Origin of the sequence: Sphingomonas quercus, assembly GCF_018863195.1 — a bacterium.
Classification (GTDB): domain Bacteria; phylum Pseudomonadota; class Alphaproteobacteria; order Sphingomonadales; family Sphingomonadaceae; genus Solisphingomonas; species Solisphingomonas quercus.
The window spans coordinates 19,743-38,977 of sequence record NZ_JAHKRT010000005.1; the positions used below are offsets into that span (position 1 = coordinate 19,743).

The following is a 19,235-nucleotide window of genomic DNA, read 5'->3' on the forward strand; positions in this document are numbered from 1 at the left end:
CATTGTCGTTTCCCCTTATATTGGTCGCTTGATCGGTCGTTGGCTTAAAGGTGGAAGCGCAGCACGCGCCCGTCGGCGTCGCCGAGGGCGGTCGCGCGAACGTCGAAGATGCGCTGGACAAGCGCAGGCGTGACTCCGCCCGGCTCCTCGATCGCCTGGAGCCTGCCGTCGCGCAGGAAGATCAGGCGGTCGCCATAGGCCAGAGCCAGGTTGAGGTCGTGCAGCGTAACGATGACGGTGCAGCCTTGCGCGGCCAGCGCGCGCACCGTCTCGAGGATGTGGAGCTGGTGATGGACGTCGAGGCTCGCGATCGGCTCGTCAAGAAACAGGATGCGGGCCGGCGGGTCGGCCTCGTCGCTCCATAGCTGGGCCAGCACGCGGGCGAGCTGCACGCGCTGCTGCTCCCCGCCGGACAGCGTCGGGTAAATGCGATGGCGCCGCTCCGCCATGCCGACCAGTTCGAGCGCGGCCGCGACGATGCGCCGATCCTCCCGCCCCGGCGCACGCGAAAAATGCGGGTAGCGCCCCATCAGCACCACCTCCTCGACGCTGATCGCGAAGTCGATCTCGACATGCTGGGAGAGGAAGGCGCGCGTCCGGGCGAGCGCCCGGCCGTCCAGCGTCAGCATGTCGCTCTCGCCCAGCAACACCCGCCCGCCTGTCGGGCGCAGCCGGCCGGCCGCCAGCTTCATCAGGGTCGATTTGCCGGCGCCGTTCGGGCCGAGGATGACGTTCACGCGGTTGGCGGCGAAGGCGAGGGTCATCGTCTCGATGATCGTCGTGCCGCCGGTCGCCCAGCGCACTGCCTCCAGGCGAATGGTCATGCGCTGGCGATCCGCCGCCGATGGGCGAGCAGGATCCACAGGAAGATGGGCGCGCCGATCAGCGCGGTGATGATCCCCACCGGCAGTTCCGCCGGGCGGATGACGAGGCGGGCGACGACGTCGATCGCTTCCATCAGCAACGCGCCGCCCAGCGCCGAGGCGGGCAGCAGGAAGCGGTAGTCGGACGAGCGCAACAGCCGCATCATGTGTGGCACGATCAGCCCGACAAAGGCGATGACGCCGACCATCGCCGTCGCCACCGACACGATCAGCGTGTTGAGCACGAGCAGACGCCACACCAGCCGCTCCGGATCGAAGCCGAGATAGGCGGCGTCGTCCTCGCCCAGCATCAGCGCGTTGAGGTCTTTCCCGCGCCGCAGGATGAGGATCAGGCAGGGCAGGAAGATCGCGGTGACGAGCAGGCTGCCGCGCCAGTCGGCGGTCGTGAAGGTGCCCAGATTCCAGAAGGTGATGTTGCGCGCCTGCGGGTCGCGGGCGATGTAGGAGAGGAAGCCGGTGCCCGCATTGCACATCGCGTTGACGGCGATGCCCGCCAGCAGCAGCGCCAGCACGTCGGTGTGGCCAAACAGGGTCGCGATGCGGAAGACGACGAGCGTCGCCAGCATGCCGCCGGCGAATGCCATCACCGGCACCGCTGCCGTGCCGAGTGGGGCGGTGAAGCTGAGCGCGCTATTGCCGAGCACGAACACACTCGACGCGCCCAGCGCGGCGCCGGCCGAGGTGCCGGCCAGCCCGGGCTCGACGATCGGGTTGCGGAACAGGCCCTGCATCAGCGTGCCCGACAGGCCGAGCGTAGCGCCGGTCACCCCGCAGAGCAGCACGCGCGGCAGCCGCAGCGTGGTGAACACGTTAAGGTCGAGCGTTTCTTCGGGAGCGATCGCGCCGAGGCCGAGGCCGTGGGCGAGGAAGCGGGCAATCTGCGCCGGCGCGAAATAAAAAGAGCCCGCGGAGAGCGCGAGCAGCACGCATCCGGCGAGCAGGCAGGCCAGCAGCACATTGACCTGGATCCAGGACAGCCGCCTCATGCGCCTCGACGTGCCGGCGGATGCAGCCAGGCGGCGACCTTGCGCAGCGAGGCTGCGGTGCGCGGCGTGAAGTACATGATCTCGCTTTCCAGCACGCGGTGAATGTTGAGCGTCCTGGCAGCGGGCGTCAGCGCGACACCGGGCAGGTCGCGGAACTTCGCTGCCGAGCCATAGCGGTCGAAGCCGACATCGGTGGCGATGATGATGTCCGGCGCGGCGCGCGCGATGGTCTCGGGCGTCAGCCGCGCCATGCCACCGACCTGGTCGAGCGCGTTGACCCCGCCCGCCCAGGCGATGATCTGGTCGGCAGCGCCGCCCCGCGACAATCCGAGATAGCTGTTCCCGATCTGGCCGAAATGGATCATCAGCACCTTCGGTCGCGGGCCGCGTGCATAGGGGGCCATCGCCGCCAGCGCCGCCTTGATATCCGCCTGCCAGCGGGACACCACTGCCCTCGCCTGCGCTTCTCGCCCGAAATAGGTGCCGAGCTTCAGCATCAGCGCCTGCGCATCGGCCATCGAGCTGCCGGGCGCCATCGTTTCCACCGGCACGCCGACGCTCTTCACCTGCGCCAGCACCGGGTCCGGGCCGACATTGCCATCGGTCAGCAGCACGCTGGGCCGCATCGAGATGATGCCCTCGGCGCTCAGCGCCCGGTGGTAGCCGACATTGGGCAGCCGCGTGATCTGCGGCGGCGAGATCGAGGTGAGATCGCGCGCGACGAGGTGGCCCTGCGCGCCGATGTCGTAGATGAACTCGTTGATCTGCTTGGAAACGCACACCACCCGGTTGCCCGGCCCCGCCGCCAGTGCCCGGCCCGGCAACGCCGCCGCACCCGCCGCCAGCAACAGGCCGCTGGCCTCGCGGCGGGAGAAGAGGCGTTTATCGACCATGATGGGAGTCTCCCGAGGCGAAAGATCAGAGTTAACAGGCTTGCCTGACGCCAACCTGTCGGCAGCCGGCGAGGAGCGCAATGGCCGGCGCCCCTCGCCCCAACGTCAGATCGCGGTCTGTGGCGTGATCGACACGGGCTCCAGCCTCGCCTTGCCGATCTGGCTGTTGAAGCCGGCCAGTTCGCCGGTTTTCAGCTTGCTCCATTCGGCGAGATAGGCGGTGGCCTGCGCCTTGAGGATGTCGAACTCCGCATAAGCCTGCTTGGTCGGCTTGTTGTCGCCGGTGCCGACGGTCAACGCTAGGGAAGCGAGCTGGTTGTTCAGCCGGACCGGGAAGTTCAGCGGATCTTCATTGGCGATCGACAGCTTCTGGATCAGCTTGTCCTCAACGGCATTGACCTTGGCCTCAAGCGTGTCGGCGGCCTTGATCACCGCCCGCTTTCCGCCTGCCGCCTTGCGGGTTTCGGCCAGCTTGGCGTGCAGCTCGCGGATCTCCAGCACCGCGTCCTGCACCATGCTCAGCTCGCGGTTGATCGCCAGAGCGAGATCGAACTGCTCCTTGAGTTCGGCCTGGGTCACCTTGACATTGGGGTTGGCGACAATCTCGATCGGCTGGGTCTGTACCTGGCCATTGACCGTCAGCCGCGCCTTGTACTGGCCGGGGATGGCGATCGGGCCGAGCGTCGATGCATGCCACATCGCCGACTTCGGCACCTGCACCGGCCCCTGCACGCGCATATCCCAGGCAAAGCGGTTGAGCCCCGCCTTGGTGCCGAGCGAGGGCGCCGGGGCGCGGGGCGCCTCATCCTCGTCCTCGTCGCCGGAGGGCCGCGCCGCCGGCCGCGCCGAGGGCTTGAAGCTGCGGATGACGGTATCGGAGGCATCCAGAATTTCGAGCTTGATGGCGTCGGGCGCGACATCCTTGCCGAGATTATAATAAAGGATGGCGCCCGTCGGGGGATTCTCGCCGGTGAACTTGGTCATCGAATCGCCGCGGCCCGAATAGAGCATCCGCAAGGTCGGACGCGGCGTGAACAGATGAACCGGCTCCTGCGCGATGGCGTCCGACCATTGCCGCAGCGGCGTCAGATCATCCAGCACCCAGAAAGCGCGGCCATGCGTCGCCACCGCCAGATCGCCGGTCGGGTGAACGGCGAGATCATGCACCGGCACGCGCGGCATGTTGAGGCTGAGCGGCTTCCAGTGCGCGCCGTCGTCGAGCGAGACGAAGATGCCGTTCTCGGTGCCGGCATAGAGCAGGCCGTCGCGGGCCGGGTCGGCGCGCACGACATGGACATAGGCATCCGCCGGCAGGCCATTGGTGATCGGCACCCAGCTCTTGCCGAAATCATCCGTGCGGAAGGCATAGGGCTTGAGGTCGCCGAGCTTGTGGCGCTCGACCGCGATATAAGCGGTGCCGGCCTTTTTGGGGTGCGGCTCGACCATGTCGACCGTGCCCCATTCCGGCATGTCCTTCGGGGTGACGTTGGCCCATGCCTTGCCGCCATTGCTGGTGACCTGGATCAGCCCATCGTCGGTACCGGCCCAGATCAGATCCTTCTGCACCGGCGATTCCGCGAGCGAGAACACCACGCCGAATAGTTCGACGCTGGTATTGTCCTTGGTCAGCGGGCCGCCCGAGGATTGCTGCTTCGTCTTGTCGTTGCGGGTCAGGTCCGGTGAGATGATGTCCCAGGACTGGCCGTTATTGGTCGATTTGAACACCACTTCATTGGCGTTGTAGAGGGTGTTCGGATCGTGCGGCGAGAAGAGCAGCGGCTCGGTCCACTGGCCGCGATGCTGCACGTCTTTCGGCGCCCAGCCCATCGTCTCGTGCGGCCACGGCTTGATCGGGATCGCCTGGCCGGTGCGGTCGTCATAGCGGGACACCTCGCCCCAATAGCTGCCGGCGATGACGACGTGCGGATCCTTGGGATCGGGGACGACATAGCCGCTCTCGCCGCCGCCGACGGGCTGCCAGTCGCGCATGGTGATGCCGCCGCTGACGCTGGCCGAGGCGATGCGCACCGTGGTGTTATCCTGCTGCGCGCCATAGATGTTGTACGGCACCTGATTGTCGACGGCGATATGATAGATCTGGCCGGTCGGCTGATTATCGCCCTGGGTCCAGCTGTCGCCGCCATTGACGGAGACGTTCACGGCGCCGTCATTACTGTTCACCATGTAACGCGGATCGGCCGGATTGATCCACAGCTGGTGATTGTCGCCGTGGAACGTCGGCATCGACTTGAACGACTTGCCGCCATCGGTGGAGCGATAGGCGCCGGTGTTCATCACGAACACCTTGTTGGCATCCTTCGGATCGGCGAAGATGTTGGTGTAATACCAAGCGCGCTGCTTATAGGCGTTGTCGGCGTTGATCAGCTGCCACGAGGCGCCGCCGTCGTCGGTGCGATAGAGCCCACCCTTCTCCGCCTCGATGAGTGCATAGACGCGCTTGCCGTCGGCGGCCGGCGCCACGCCGATCTTGCCGAGGATGCCGGCGGGCAGGCCCTTGCCGGTCTGCTTCTGCCAGGTGGTGCCGCCGTCGGTCGACCGATAAAGGCCGCTGCCCGGGCCGCCGCTTTCCATGATCCAGGGCTTGCGATGGACCTGCCACATCGCTGCCCAGACGATGTTGGGATTGGTGGGGTCGATCTGCACGTCGACGGCACCGGTCTTGTCGTCGACGAAGAGCACGCGCTGCCAGGTCTTGCCACCGTCGCGGGTGCGGTAGACGCCGCGCTCGCCGCCGTCGCGGAACAGCGAGCCGCCCGCCGCCACGAAGACGAGGTTGGGATCGGTGCTGCTGATCGCCATCCGACCGATGAATTCCGACGTGCGCAGGCCGGCATAGGCCCAGCTCTTGCCGCCGTCGGTCGATTTGAACACGCCGTTGCCGCCGACGACATTGCCGCGCGGGGCGCCGCCCTCACCGGTGCCGGCATAGATGACGTTCGGGTCGGACGGCGACACCACCACCGCGCCCACCGCCGGCGACGCTTCGGGGAATTTGTCCCATAGCGGCGCCCAGCTGCGCCCGGCATCCGTCGTCTTCCACAGCCCGCCCGAGGACATGCCGGCATAATAGACGGTCGGATCCCCCGGCACGCCGGCGACCCCGGTGGCGCGCCCGCCGCGGAACGGCCCGATCATGCGATACTTCATGCCCTCCATCGAGAGCGGCCCGGTATCGGTGATCGCGGCTGACGCCGCCGACAGGGTGATGGGCATCCCCGCGATCGCGGTGCCGATCAGCAACGCCACCAAAGTCATGCTACGCGCACGCATCGTTCGTCCTTTCAAAGCTTGGCATCACGGCAGATTCGGGCAGGCCGGGAAGATCAGCGGCCCGGCGCGAACGACAGTCGCGCCGGGCCAAATCGGGTTCAAGGAAAATATTTGTCACTATTGTTCATAAACGAAAATTCCTGCCCTAGAACTTCGTCCTGAAGCTGAGACCGATCGTCCTCGGCATGACGGTGGTGATGTTCTGGGTGGCATAGGATTGGCCGTTGATGACAGTCTGCGCGATCGTCGAGCTGGTCGCGCTCGACGATTTGCCGAGAATGGCCAGCTTGTTGAACATATTGTTGACGAAAGCATAGACACCCCACTGCCCGTCCTGCTTTTCGAACCCGATGCGGGCATTGACCTGAGCATAGCCGGCAAGATGATCGTTTTCCGGGATTACATTGGCAGCGTTCGGATCATAGATCGACCAATAGCCGCTGCGGTAATTGGCATCGGCGTGATAGAGGATCTGGAAGTCGTCGCCGAGCGGCTGGATATAGTCGGCGGAGCCTTGCAGCGTCCACTTGGGCGTGTTCGGCAAGGTGTTGCCGGCGACGCCAAGACCGCGGAACACCGTGCAATTGACATAGGGCGGCGAGGTGTTGGTGCAGATATTGATGCCGTCGGGCAGCTTGATGTCGTCCTGCAGCTTCGCCGAGGTGTAGCTGCCGGACGCGCGCAGCGTCAGGCCCTGCAGCGGCATGATCGTGCTTTCCACCTCGACGCCGCGGATGCGCGCGCCACCGGGGCTGTTGGTGATGAAGCCGAACGCGCCCTGATAGGACGCCGAAACCATCATGCTGCTCCAGTCCATCTGGAACAGGCTGACGTTCATGACGAGCTTGCGATCGAACCAGGTGCTCTTCAAGCCCAGCTCATAATCCCACAATTTGTCCGACTTGTAGGTCGCCGCGTAGCTGGGCAGGCCGAGCGTCTGGTTGACGCCGCCCGGGCGATAGCCTTGCGAGGCGGAGGCGAACAGCATCACGTCGGGCGTCAGTTTGTAGCTGGCGCTGAACTTGAGCAGGGTGCCGTTCTCCGACCCTTTCAGCTCGGAAAAGGGCGTGATCGTGTTGCCGGCGACATAGTTGGGGATGATCACCTCGGAGCCGGTGACCTTCTTGTAGTCGAAATAGCGGAAGCCCCCGGTCAGGCTGAGCTTGCGGGTGATGTCCCAGGTCAGCTCGCCGAATCCAGCCGTCTGCTCCAGCGTGTCGTCGATGACGCGATTGAGGTTCGTCTTGGCGCCATAGGCATAGGGGAAGGTATAGCCGTTCGGATAATCCTGCAGGCCGGTCACCGGATCGACGGTGTTGAGGAGGCTCTGGGTCGTGTTCTTGCGGAAGCTGTGATAGAGCCCCACCGTCCACTTCAGCGCGTGGTCCGCATTGGCCAGCCGCACTTCCTCGGTCGAAGCCTTGGTCGATTGCGGCTGGTAGGCGGTCATGCTGCCCCAGGCGCTGACGAAGTTCTGATAGTCTGGCCCGCTACATCCGGTCACGCCGCCGATGATGCCGGCGCGGCAGTCCGAGGCGAAGGCCGCATAGCCCGGAATCCGCGCAGGATCGCCCTTGTACGTGCCGTTGTAATAGCGTGCGAAATAGGGCGTATAATCGAAATTATATTTGACGTCGCGCTTGGCATAGGAACCGACCGCGGTCAGCGTCGCGAAGCCGAAGTCCCAGTTCGCCGTGCCGCTGTACAGCTCCATCGCGTCCTTTTGTGGCTGCTGGATGGTCAGCGTTTGGTCGAACTTGCGGCCGGTGAGGCGGTTCTCGGTATTGTTCCAGGCCGAGCCATAGCTGCTGCGGTTCTGATAAACCGCCATGCCGTCGATGGTCAGGTCCTCGATCGGGCGGAAACGCACCAGCAGGCGACCGCCATAGCCCTGTCCATCATTGATATCCTTCAGCCCGAGCACCGAATTGTCGATGTAGCCGGGCGTATAATCATAATAGCCGACGACACGCACCGCCAGCTTGTCGGTGACGACCGGGACATTGACCATCGCATCAAAGATCTGGCCGGTCTTGCCCGCCTTGTAGACGGTGGTCACCTGCCCGTTCACCGCCCCTTCGACATCGACGAGGTTGGGCTTGTTGAAGATGATGCGCATCGTGCCGGCCATCGAGCTGGCGCCGTAGAGCGTGCCCTGCGGCCCGCGCAGCACCTCGGCGCGCTCGACGTCGAACAGGCGCACGGCCGGCGAATTGGCGCCGGCATCGTTGCTGACGCCGCCCGTCCCGGTCAGCGGGACTTCATCGTAATAAAGGCCGACAAGCGATTCGCCCGTCGCGCGGAGGTTGCGGATGGTGATGCGGCTGCCGGCATTGCCCTCCTCGATGCGCAGGTTCGGGGTAACCCGCGTCAGCTGCGTCGAATCGGTGATGTTCTGATTGGTCAGCGTGCCGGCGCCCACCGCCGAAATCGCCAGCGGCGTTTCCTGGATGCTCGTCGCGCGCTTCAGCGCGGTGACGACGATCTCCGTATCATCGGCTGGCGCGGCGGGCGCGGCCGCCTGCTGTGCATGAGCCGGCGCCATGAAACCCAATGCGGAAGAGCAAGCCAGGGCGATACGAAAAGATAACACTTGGCGAGTTTTATTGGCAGCAAGCTTCATCAGAACCCCCTTTTCGTGTGCAACTTTTTTGGAGCGGACTCTCCCGATTTAGAAATATTGCAATTCGCAAGATCATCGTCACCGTGCCGCGCGCGCAATCCTGCCGTCTTCGGACAGTTATTTTCCTCGCGAACGCTTCTAGCGAATGCTTCTTATTATCAGCCACACTTCGCCGGCTTTGCGATTGAAAGCGGCAACGATCTCCCCGACTCGTGACATTTTTAATATGCATCATCGCGGTAGAGATGTAATTCCAAAATGGGGCGAAAAAACGCGGCATTTTGGCTCATATGAACTACGATACTGGTTGATTCTCGCAGCAACGGGCTAGGTTTATCCGAATTTACATGATCGCATAGCCGCAAAACGCCTGAAGCCAAAGCGTCCGCCGCCCGGCTCGGCGGCGCCAATGCCGCATCGCGCCGGGGTCGGCCTTTGGATCAGGCGGCAAGAGGCCGATCGCGCCCCATCAGAACAATTCCCCCTGCGCCCCCGCCGGCGGCCGAAACAGGTCGCAGCGCATATCCAGCTTCCGCCGCTCCTGCGGGAAACCGTGACGCGCCTTGGCGATCTGGAACCGGGTGCGCATCAGCTCGGCCCATGGCCCCTGGCCGCGCATCCGCGAAAAGAAACCCGGATCATTGTCCCGGCCGCCGCGCAGCGACTGGATGATCGCCATCACCTTGCCGGCACGCTCGGGAAAATGCGCGTCCAGCCAGGCGCGGAACAACGGCGCCACCTCCCAGGGAAGACGCACCGGAATATAGGATATATTGGTTGCGCCCGCTTCCGCCGCGCGGGCGATGATCGCCTCCACCTCGCTGTCGGTGATCGCCGGGATGATCGGCGCGATATTGACGAATGCCGGCACGCCGGCGTCAGCCAGCGCCCTGACCGCCGCCAGCCTTTTCTCCGGATGCGGGGCGCGCGGCTCCAGCGTCATCGCGACGCGCGGCGTCAGAGAGGTGACGGATATGGCCACCGCAACCAGTCCCTTGGCGGCCATCGGCGCAAGCAGATCGAGATCGCGTAGCACACGGTCGGATTTGGTGGTGATCACCAGCGGATGATCATGCTCCGCCAGCACCTCGATCACCCCGCGCGTGATCCGCCACCGGCTCTCGGCCGGCTGATAGGGATCGGTGTTGGTACCCATGGCGATCGGGCTAACCCGATAGCCGGGTTTGGCCAGCTCGGCCCGCAGCAACGCCGGCAGATCAGGCTTCACGAACAGCTTCGTCTCGAAATCCAGGCCCGGAGAAAGGTCATGATAGGCATGGGTCGGCCGTGCAAAGCAGTAGATGCAGCCATGCTCGCAGCCCTGGATCGTATTGATGCTGCGGTCGAAGGCGATGTCGGGTGACTTGTTATAGGTTATCGCCGTCTTCGGATGGACGACCTGGATGTCCGTCCTCGCTGGCGCGACCGCGCCGTCGACGACATCCCGGGCATCGAGCCAGTCCCCATCAGCCTCGTGAGTCGGCAGATTGAACCGCCCGCTCAATGCGTTGTCGGTGGCGCCGCGCGTCGGCCGTGTCTTGCCAGCTTGTGACATTCCCCCGCATTAGCATGCCGAGAACAAATCAGGAACAGAAATCCTGGCGGCGCCGGTCGCCTGCGTCTTCCGGCCTGATCTACCCGACCAGCGCCAGCATCGGCCCGATCGTGTCGAGCGTCACCGCGATCACGCCCGGTACCTGCTCGATCCGCGCTGCCAGCTCTGCGTCGGCGGCGAGATCGCGCATCAGCCGCATCGGCAGCACCCGTCCATCGGAAAGCCGCGCGAGCAGCTCCAGCTCGCCGCGCCCGCCACCGGCGGCGCCCGCCACCGCGGCGATGCGGCGCACCGCCTCCGCGCTACCCGTTTCCACTGACAGGCGCAGGCGGATCGTGCCGGACATTTCCTCGAATGGCTGGATGCGGCGCACGGTGATGCGTGGCGTCTCCTCGCCCGGGCGGCGATCCAGCTCCACCGTCATCAGTCCGCACGCCCCCGATTTGGCCGCCGCCTCGACGGTCTCGGCGATATCATCGTCGAAGCATGAGGCCATGAACTGGCCGGAACTGTCCGAGCAGGTGGCGAGAAGGTAGCGTCGCCCGCGCGCCGACACCCGCCAGCGCGCATCCTCGACCAGCACCGCCATCGCCGATTTGGGCGCGGCGACCCGCTGGCCGTCGACGAAGCGCGGCTCGGGATCGGCCGACACCGGCATCGCCGCCAGCTGGGCGAAGGTGCGCGCGCGATTGGCGGCGGCGAGATGGCGATAGCGATCGGTCGGGTGCGCCGAGAAATAGAAGCCGAACGCCTCCTTCTCCTGGCCCATGCGGTGCGCCAGCGTCCACGGCTCGGCACGCGGCAGGTGGAGCGGGGCGACGCTGCCCGCCGTTTCCCCGAACAGGCCGCCCTGTCCGCTTTCGCGTGCATCGGCGGCGCTGGCGGCATGGGCGAGCACCGTCTCCACCGCGGCGAAGGCGGTGGCGCGGTCCGGCTCGAGGGCGTCGAGCGCGCCGGCAGCGGCGAGGCTCTCAAGCTGGCGGCGGTTGAGCAGGCGAGGGTCGATGCGATCGGAAAAATCGGCCAGCGATTTGAACGCGCCACCGGCATCACGTTCGGCGCAGAGCGTTTCCATCGCCTTCTCGCCGACGCCCTTGAGCGCGCCGAGGGCATAGCGCACCGCGCCATCCTCCACGCCGAACTCGGCGCCGCTCCGGTTGATGCAGGGCGGCAGGCACGCCACGCCCAGCCTGCGCATATCCTCGATGAAGATGGCCAGCTTGTCGGTCTGGCTCATGTCGTAGCACATCGAGGCGGCGAAGAATTCGGCCTTGTGATGCGCCTTCAGCCACGCCGTCTGATAGGCGACCAGCGCATAGGCCGCGGCATGGCTCTTGTTGAAGCCATAACCGGCAAACTTGTCGATCAGGTCGAACAGCTCATTGGCCTTGGCGGAGGGGATCTGGTTGGTCTTCTCGCAACCCTCGACGAAGATCGCGCGCTGCGCATCCATCTCGGCCTTGATCTTCTTGCCCATCGCGCGGCGCAGCAGGTCGGCGCCGCCGAGCGTGTAGCCGGCCAGCACCTGCGCGGCCTGCATCACCTGTTCCTGATAGACGAAGATGCCGTAGGTTTCCTTGAGGATGCCTTCCAGCAACGGATGGGGATAGTCGATCTCCTCCCGTCCGTTCTTGCGCGCGCCGAAGCTCGGGATGTTGTCCATCGGCCCCGGCCGATAGAGCGAGACGAGCGCGATGATGTCCTCGAAACAGGTCGGCTTCACCGCGGCCAGCGTCCGGCGCATGCCTTCCGATTCGAGCTGGAACACGCCCACCGTCTGGCCGGACTGCAACAGCGCGTAGACCGCCGGATCGTCCCAGGCGAGGCGATCGAAATCGACCGTCACGCCGCTTTGAGCGAGCAGCGACTGCGCCTTCTTCAGCACCGACAATGTCTTCAGGCCGAGAAAGTCGAACTTCACCAGCCCCGCGTCCTCGACATGCTTCATGTCGAACTGGGTGACGGGGAAATCCGAGCGTGGATCGCGATAAAGCGGCACCAGCTTGTCGAGCGGCCGATCCCCGATCACCACGCCGGCAGCGTGGGTTGAGCTGTGGCGCGGCAGGCCCTCCAACTCCTTGGCGAGATCGAACAGGCGCTTCACGTCCGGATCGCGCTTATACTCGGTCGCAAGCTCGGACACGCCGTTTAGCGCGCGCTCCAGCGTCCACGGATCGGTCGGGTGATTGGGCACCAGCTTGGCGAGGCGATCGACCTGGCCATAGCTCATCTGCAGCACGCGGCCGGTATCCTTGAGGACGGCGCGGGCCTTCAGCTTTCCGAAGGTGATGATCTGGGCGACGTGATCGCGACCATATTTCTCCTGCACATAGCGGATCACCTCGCTCCGCCGCGTTTCGCAGAAATCGACGTCGAAGTCCGGCATCGACACGCGCTCGGGGTTCAGGAAGCGCTCGAACAGCAGGCCCAGCTTGAGCGGATCGAGATCGGTGATGGTCAGCGCCCAGGCCACCACCGATCCCGCGCCCGATCCACGGCCCGGCCCGACCGGGATGTCATGCGCCTTGGCCCATTTGATGAAGTCCGCGACGATCAGGAAATAGCCCGGAAAACCCATCTGGATGATGACGTCGATCTCGAATTCGAGCCGGCTGAAATAGGCGTCGCGATCGACGCCGTCATTGTAGAGAGCAAGGCGCGCCTCCAGGCCAGCACGGGCGTCCTCGCGCAGCATCTCCGCCTCCGCCTCGCGATCGCCGGCGAGGCTGGGCAGGATCGGCTTGCGCTTGGGCGCGGCGAAGGCGGTGCGCTGGGCCACGACGGCGCTATTGGCGATCGCCTCCGGCAGATCGGCGAACAGGCGCGCCATCTCCGCCGCCGGCTTCAGCCACGTCTCCGGCGACGAGCGGCGGCGGTCGTCCGTCTCCACATAGGTGGATTGGGCGATGCACAGCATGGTGTCGTGGGCGGCGTGGAACTCGGGTACCGCGAAGCAGGCCGGGTTGGTCGCGACCAGCGGCAGGTCGCGCGCATAGGCCAAGTCGACCAGCGCCGGCTCGGCCTTCGTCTCGTCCGCGTCGCCGCGCCGCGCCAGCTCGATATAGAGCCGGTCAGGGAACAGCGTCTCCAGCCGGCGGACATAGGCCTCCGCGTCCGCCTGCTGTTCGGCGGCGATCAGCCGGGTGAGCGCGCCCTCGCCGACGGCGGTGAGCGCGATCAGCCCGTCGGTGCGGCCGGCCAGCGCCTCCATGGGGACGTGCGGATCATCATGCGCCGGGCGGTCGAGATGGGCGGCCGAGACGAGCGCGCAAAGATTGTCATAGCCGGCCGCATCCTGCGCATAGAGGGCCAGCCAGTCGATCACCGGCGGCTTGCCGGCCTCCGCCCCGCCAATGCCGTCAGGCCGCGCCACCGCGAGCATCGTCCCGACGATCGGCTGCACCCCTTCCGCCTTGCACGCCGCGGAGAAGGCCATCGCTCCGTAAAGGCCGTTGCGGTCCGTGATCGCGGCCGCCGGAAAGCCGAGCGCGCGAGCGTGCCTGGCGATCAGCTTGGGATCGATCGCCCCCTCCAGCATGGTGTAGCTGGAGAAGACACGCAGCGGCACGAAGATCGGGGACGTCATCTCCGGACTATGGGAGCGCGGGCCGATTCTGGAAAGGGGTGCTATCCCCCCCCCCCGCTCACCCGCCGCGTGGCACGTACATCGAGATCAGCACCAGCGGGCTGGTGATGGTCCCGAACCAGTGCGGCGTCTTTTCCGGCACGATGAACATGTCACCCTTGCCGACCGCCCGGGTCTGGCCGCCGGCGATCGCCTTGCCCATGGTGGTCCCGCCGCCGTTCGGCGCGCCCGCCTCGGTCAGCGTGCCGCCGGTGGTCACCGTGCCGGCGCCGTCGATCACGTAGAAGAATTCGGCCTGCGCCGCATGGATCGCCGCCGGGCCGACGAGCGGGCGATATTCGAGATGCGCCGTATAGGGCTCGGCCGAGATGAGGTTCTGCGAAAAGGTCGGCTGACCGGGCTTGATCGTCGCCTTGGCCTTCGCCGCGACCGCGGCGATCTCCGCCGCCGAAATGGCCAACGGCAGCGGCGTTGCTGCTGCGGGCGCCTGGGCGAACGCGGCGCCCGCCATCGCCGTCCCGATCAGCGCCGCCCCGAGCGTCGCGAGAATGCGCCTGGTTTCCATGATCCCTCTCCCTGTCTGTTCTGTGCGGGCAGGATGCATGGTCCGCCTCCCGTCATCAAGCGCCGGAAACGAAGATGCCGCCCGCCACGCGGCGAGCGGCATCCCATTCTTCCGCCTCCGGCGATCAGGCGACGACGACGCGGCGCCTGCGGCGGGCGGCGACGCCGACCAGGCTGAAGCCGCCGACCATCATCGCCCAGCTGGCCGGCTCCGGCACGGCGGCGAGAGCGTTGTACTGGAGCTTCACCAAATAGGACTGGTTACGTCCGTCGCCGTCGTCGCTGACGAGATAGATATTGCCGTCCTCGTCCAGCGTCATGCCCTCGAACTTGCCGCCCTCGTCCAGCGGGTTGATCAGGGCGTCGAAACCCGACAGGTCGAACTGGCTGATCAGCTGGCCGGTCTGGCTAAGCTCGTAGATGACCTGCGAACGGCCGCTGAGGATCAGCAGATTGTCGCCGAAAGCCGTGCCGGCGAACAGGCCATTGGAAAGCACCGCGATGTCCGACAGCCGGTCGAGGCCGAGGCTGCCGATATCGAAGAGCGCGCTGATGGTCGCGGTCTCATTGCCGAAATCGGCGTTGGTGATCTTCCAGATCGTCTGGGGGCCGGTCTCCTTCACGGCGTAGAAGTCGCCGGAGGTGCGGTCGTAGGCGACACCCTCGAGGCCGGTATTGCCGGCGTTCGGGCCGACGCTGATCGTCGGCGCGGCAGAGAGATCGGTGTAGGTGCGCGTGGTGCCGTTGACGGCTGTCTGGCTGATGCGCGCGATATCCTGATAGCGCTCCTCGCCAACGACATATTGGCCGTTGCCGACATAGGTGAGGCCCTCGGGGTCGCACTGGCTGCTGCCGAGCGACAGGCAGCCCGGCAGGTTGATGTCGGCAACCTTGGCGCCGTTCATGTCATACTCGCCGAAGCGGGCGAAATTGCCATCCTCTTCGTCATTGGTGACCATCAGCCGGTGGGTATCCCAGTTATAGGCGACGGCGCTGGCCTCCGGCGTCGCGATCGCCACCGACCAGGCGGTGGTATAATGGTCGAGCAGCCCCGCGGCACTGGCGGAGACGGCGGTGGTGAGGACGAGCGCGGCGACGCCGGCGCGCAAAAGAGCGGTCTTCATGGCATTCCCCCTTGGTTCACGAATGCAGACGGCCGTCATCCCGTCGGGAAGAGGGCTCGGGGAAGACCATGAAGGCGAGCGATGACGAGATGGTTACCGGACGGTTAAAGCCTGCCGATCAGGCGAGCACGCCCTCGTGCAGGCGGACGAGGCGATCCATCTTCGCCGCCAGGCGCTCATTATGGGTGGCGACCAGCGCCGCCGCCCCCTGGCCGCGCACCAGCCGCAGGAACTCGGCCAGCACGACATCGGCGGTGGCCTCGTCGAGATTGCCGGTCGGCTCGTCGGCCAGCACCAGCGCCGGTCGGTTGGCAAGGGCGCGGGCCACGGCGACCCGCTGCTGCTCGCCGCCGGACAGCTGGGACGGACGATGCGTCAGTCGGTTGCCCAGGCCGAGGGTGGTGAGCAGGTCCGCCGCCCGGGCGTTGGCTGCCGGCCGGTCCGCCCCGTGAATGAGCTGGGGCAGCACGACATTCTCCACCGCCGAGAAATCCGGAAGCAGATGGTGGAACTGATAGACAAAGCCGAGCGCGTCGCGGCGCAGACGGGTGCGCCCGCCATCGTCGAGCCGGGAGGCCTCGGTGCCGGCGATGCGGATCACGCCCTCGAAACCGCCCTCCAGAAGGCCGACCGCCTGCAGCAGCGTCGACTTGCCCGAGCCCGAGGGTCCGAGCAGCGCCACGATCTCGCCCGGCGCCACCGCCAGCGAGACGCCACGCAGCACGTCGATACGCACGCCGCCCTGCTCGAAGCTGCGGCGCAGGTCGCGCACGTCGAGGACCGGCTCACTCATAGCGCAGCACCTGCACCGGGTCCGTGCTGGCCGCCTTCCACGCCGGATAGAGCGTGGCGAGGAAGGACAGGCCGAGCGCCATCACCGTCACCGCCACGACCTCGACCGGATTGGTCTTGGCTGGCAATTCGGTGAGGAAGCGGATCGACGGATCCCACAGATTCTGCCCGGTCACGAACTGCACGAACCCGACCACCGACTGGCGGAAATAAAGGAAGATCTGCGCCAGGATCAGCCCTGACACCGTACCCAGCGTGCCGATCGTCAGGCCGACGGTGATGAACACCTTCATCAGGCCGCGCCGCGTGGCGCCCATGGTGCGCAGAATGGCGATGTCGCGGGTCTTGGCGCGGACCAGCATGATCAGTGACGACAGGATGTTGAACACCGCCACCAGGATGATCAGCGACAGCACGACGAACATCGCCACGCGCTCCACCGCCAGCGCTTCGAACAGCGCCGAGTTCATCTGTCGCCAGTCGGAGATCACGCCCTTGCGCCTCACCTTGTCGGCGAGCGGGGCAAGGATCTCGGCCACCCGGTCGGCATCGGCGGTCTGCACCTCGATCATGCCGACGGCATCGTCGAGCATCAGCAGCGTCTGCGCGTCCTCCATCGGCATGATCACGAACGCCTTGTCATAATCATAGACGCCGACCTCGAAGATCGCCGCCACCCGATAGGAGACGATGCGCGGCACCGTGCCGAACGGCGTCGTCTGTCCCTGCGGGCTGATCAGGCTGACCTCGCCGCCGACGCTCGCGCCAAGTTCCTCGGCGAGGCGCGCGCCGATCGCGACATTGCCCGAGCCCGGGGTCAGCGCCTTGAGGCTGCCCGCCGTCACCTTGCCGTTCAGCACGGCATTGTCGCGGATATCCTCCACCCGCATGCCGCGCGTCACCACCCCTTCGACACGGCCCTCATAGCTCGCCATCAGCGGCTGCTCGATCAGCGGCACGGCGCTGGTCACGCCGGGGGTCGCCTTGGCCTGCGCCACGATGTCGCGCCAGTTGTCGAGGCGGTTGCCATAGCCCTGCACCACGGCGTGGCCGTTGAGGCCGATCACCTTGTCGAAGAGCTCGACACGGAAGCCGTTCATCACCGACATGACGATGACCAGCGCCGCCACGCCCAGCGTGACCGCGAACAGGCTGATGCCCGCCACCAGGAAGATGAACGCCTCGCCCTTGCCCGGCAGCAGATAACGCCGGGCGATCATCCGCTCATAGCGGTTGAGAATCACTTCGCCGCGAGCCTCGCCACGGCCTCGTCCGGAGCAAGCTCGATCGTCTCGCCGGTGGCGCGGCGCTTGAGCTCGACGACGCCGCGCTCCAGCCCCTTCGGGCCGATGACGATCTGCCAGGGCAGGCCGATCACGTCCATCGTCGCCAGCTTCTGGCCGCCCGACAGCGAACGATCGTCGTAGAGCGTCTCGACGCCGGCGGCGTTCAGTTTCGCGTAGAGCGCGTCCGCCGCCGCCGTGCAGGCCGGGTCATTGTCGCGCATATTGACGATGCCGACCGCATAGGGCGCCACCGCGTCGGGCCAGATGATGCCCTTGTCGTCGTGGCTCGCCTCGATGATCGCGCCCATCAGGCGCGACACGCCAACGCCATAGCTGCCCATGTGCGGCACCACCTCGGCGCCGTCCGGGCCCTGCAGCTTGAGGCCCATCGCGCCCGAATATTTGGTGCCGAAATAGAAGATATGACCGACCTCGATGCCGCGCGATTGACGCAACGCCTCGCCGGCCTCCGCCTCGCGGGCCGGATCGCGCTTCTCGTCGGTGGCGGCATAGTCGGCGGTGTGGCCCGAGACGATCGCCTGGAGGGCGGCGGCATCATCGAAGTCGACCGAGCTCAGATCCGCCGGCCGCTCCCAGTTGGCATGATAGAACACATCGCTTTCGCCCGACGGCGCGAGGATGATGAACTCGTGGCTGAGGTCGCCGCCGATCGGGCCGGTATCGGCCTGCATCGGGATGGCGCGCAGGCCCATCCGCGCGAAGGTGTTGAGATAGGCGACGAACATGCGGTTGTAGCTGGCCCGCGCGCCGGCCTCGTCCATGTCGAAGGAATAGGCGTCCTTCATCAGGAATTCGCGGCCGCGCATCACGCCGAAGCGGGGGCGCACCTCATCGCGGAACTTCCACTGGATGTGGTAGAGCGAGCGCGGCAGGTCGCGATAGCTGCGGGCATTGTCGCGGAAGATGGCGGTGATCATCTCCTCATTCGTCGGCCCGTACAGCATCTCACGATCATGCCGGTCGGTGATGCGCAGCATCTCCGGGCCATAGGCATCGTAGCGCCCGGATTCGCGCCACAAGTCGGCGGATTGCAGCGTCGGCATCAGCAGCTCGATCGCGCCGGATCGATCCTGTTCTTCCCGCACGATCTGCTCGATCTTGCGCAGCACGCGATAGCCGAGCGGCAGCCAGGCATAGATGCCCGCGGCGGTCTGCCGGACGAGGCCGGCGCGAAGCATCAGCTTGTGGCTGATGATCTGCGCATCGGCAGGCGTTTCCTTGGTGACGGGCAGGAAATAACGGGTGAGGCGCATCGGTCTCTTTATCGGCCGGAGGAATGATCGGCTTGAGGCTGTAGGGCGCGCGCCGGCAATCGACAAGCATCAGCCTGCCCGCGCGATCTGTGGCGCAAACGCCACAAGCAGGGCATTATCTCAACATACCCTAGGTTTGGCTCATGACAGAACTGCGAATCCAGCGTAGCCAAGCTCTCACGAAACGCAGGTCGATGGCCGTGGTTCGGGGAGGCAAGGGCTCCGCCAGGATCGTCGAAAGGGGGCGATCCAACAAGCGCGTCGAGCCCAAGCCCCAAAGGGGGCTGGCGAGCATTCGTCACGCGGGCGCCCGGGTCGAGAAATCGGCCCGGGCGTTTGTGTATCTGGGCCTCATCGTGGATCGATATCGGCCGTTG

The 19,235-nt window shown here is 65.9% G+C and carries 11 protein-coding genes and 2 pseudogenes; all 13 read right to left on the minus strand.

What is annotated here, in order from left to right; genetic code table 11:
* Nucleotides 1-44: 44 nt before the first annotated feature.
* Nucleotides 45-824, minus strand: a complete 780-nt coding sequence (locus KOF26_RS10200) for an ATP-binding cassette domain-containing protein (RefSeq protein WP_216324166.1) — start codon at nt 822-824, stop codon at nt 45-47.
* A complete protein-coding gene (locus tag KOF26_RS10205; protein ID WP_216324168.1) occupies nt 821-1,870 on the minus strand; it encodes a FecCD family ABC transporter permease in 1,050 nt (349 codons plus the stop codon). Before KOF26_RS10205 ends, KOF26_RS10200 begins: the two co-directional genes overlap by 4 nt.
* Entirely contained in the window at nt 1,867-2,763 is an 897-nt protein-coding gene (locus KOF26_RS10210; RefSeq protein WP_216324170.1) for a heme/hemin ABC transporter substrate-binding protein, read from the minus strand. The genes KOF26_RS10205 and KOF26_RS10210 overlap by 4 nt, the downstream gene beginning before the upstream one ends.
* A gap of 105 nt (nt 2,764-2,868) precedes the next feature.
* Nucleotides 2,869-6,054 carry a WD40/YVTN/BNR-like repeat-containing protein gene (locus KOF26_RS10215; protein WP_216324172.1) on the minus strand — a complete coding sequence of 1,062 codons (3,186 nt, stop codon included), beginning with the start codon at nt 6,052-6,054 and terminating at the stop codon, nt 2,869-2,871.
* A 145-nt stretch (nt 6,055-6,199) separates the two neighbouring features.
* Nucleotides 6,200-8,599, minus strand: coding sequence for a TonB-dependent receptor (locus tag KOF26_RS10220; RefSeq protein ID WP_216324174.1), 2,400 nt, complete (start codon nt 8,597-8,599; stop codon nt 6,200-6,202).
* Nucleotides 8,600-9,146: 547 nt separating this feature from the next.
* Nucleotides 9,147-10,232: a PA0069 family radical SAM protein gene (locus KOF26_RS10225; RefSeq protein WP_216324177.1), complete on the minus strand. Its 1,086-nt coding sequence runs from the start codon at nt 10,230-10,232 to the stop codon at nt 9,147-9,149.
* Between the two features lie 79 nt (nt 10,233-10,311).
* Nucleotides 10,312-13,818, minus strand: coding sequence for a DNA polymerase III subunit alpha (gene dnaE / locus KOF26_RS10230; RefSeq protein WP_216324180.1), 3,507 nt, complete (start codon nt 13,816-13,818; stop codon nt 10,312-10,314).
* 58 nt (nt 13,819-13,876) lie between these two features.
* The gene (locus KOF26_RS10235) at nt 13,877-14,383 is read right to left on the minus strand and encodes a cupin domain-containing protein (RefSeq protein ID WP_216324183.1); all 507 of its coding nucleotides are present in this window, start codon (nt 14,381-14,383) and stop codon (nt 13,877-13,879) included.
* Nucleotides 14,384-14,507: 124 nt separating this feature from the next.
* Nucleotides 14,508-14,609: pseudogene (locus KOF26_RS17475) on the minus strand (PEPxxWA-CTERM sorting domain-containing protein); the annotation flags it as partial.
* Nucleotides 14,610-14,669: 60 nt separating this feature from the next.
* Nucleotides 14,670-15,545: pseudogene (locus KOF26_RS10240) on the minus strand (SdiA-regulated domain-containing protein); the annotation flags it as partial.
* Nucleotides 15,546-15,624: 79 nt separating this feature from the next.
* Nucleotides 15,625-16,299, minus strand: a complete 675-nt coding sequence (locus KOF26_RS10245) for an ABC transporter ATP-binding protein (protein ID WP_216324188.1) — start codon at nt 16,297-16,299, stop codon at nt 15,625-15,627.
* Nucleotides 16,292-17,542 carry a lipoprotein-releasing ABC transporter permease subunit gene (locus KOF26_RS10250; protein ID WP_216324190.1) on the minus strand — a complete coding sequence of 417 codons (1,251 nt, stop codon included), beginning with the start codon at nt 17,540-17,542 and terminating at the stop codon, nt 16,292-16,294. The genes KOF26_RS10245 and KOF26_RS10250 overlap by 8 nt, the downstream gene beginning before the upstream one ends.
* Nucleotides 17,539-18,858 carry a proline--tRNA ligase gene (gene proS, locus KOF26_RS10255; RefSeq protein ID WP_216324192.1) on the minus strand — a complete coding sequence of 440 codons (1,320 nt, stop codon included), beginning with the start codon at nt 18,856-18,858 and terminating at the stop codon, nt 17,539-17,541. The genes KOF26_RS10250 and proS overlap by 4 nt, the downstream gene beginning before the upstream one ends.
* Nucleotides 18,859-19,235 lie beyond the last annotated feature (377 nt).

Coding starts and splice junctions, on each gene's coding strand:
- dnaE (WP_216324180.1), bottom strand. CDS start 13,818: ATGACGTCCCCGATCTTCGTGCCGCTGCGTGTCTTCTCCAGCTACACC.
- KOF26_RS10205 (WP_216324168.1), bottom strand. CDS start 1,870: ATGAGGCGGCTGTCCTGGATCCAGGTCAATGTGCTGCTGGCCTGCCTG.
- KOF26_RS10220 (WP_216324174.1), bottom strand. CDS start 8,599: ATGGCGCCGGCTCATGCACAGCAGGCGGCCGCGCCCGCCGCGCCAGCC.
- KOF26_RS10225 (WP_216324177.1), bottom strand. CDS start 10,232: ATGTCACAAGCTGGCAAGACACGGCCGACGCGCGGCGCCACCGACAAC.
- KOF26_RS10245 (WP_216324188.1), bottom strand. CDS start 16,299: ATGAGTGAGCCGGTCCTCGACGTGCGCGACCTGCGCCGCAGCTTCGAG.
- KOF26_RS10200 (WP_216324166.1), bottom strand. CDS start 824: ATGACCATTCGCCTGGAGGCAGTGCGCTGGGCGACCGGCGGCACGACG.
- KOF26_RS10210 (WP_216324170.1), bottom strand. CDS start 2,763: ATGGTCGATAAACGCCTCTTCTCCCGCCGCGAGGCCAGCGGCCTGTTG.
- KOF26_RS10215 (WP_216324172.1), bottom strand. CDS start 6,054: ATGCGTGCGCGTAGCATGACTTTGGTGGCGTTGCTGATCGGCACCGCG.
- proS (WP_216324192.1), bottom strand. CDS start 18,858: ATGCGCCTCACCCGTTATTTCCTGCCCGTCACCAAGGAAACGCCTGCC.
- KOF26_RS10235 (WP_216324183.1), bottom strand. CDS start 14,383: ATGGAAACCAGGCGCATTCTCGCGACGCTCGGGGCGGCGCTGATCGGG.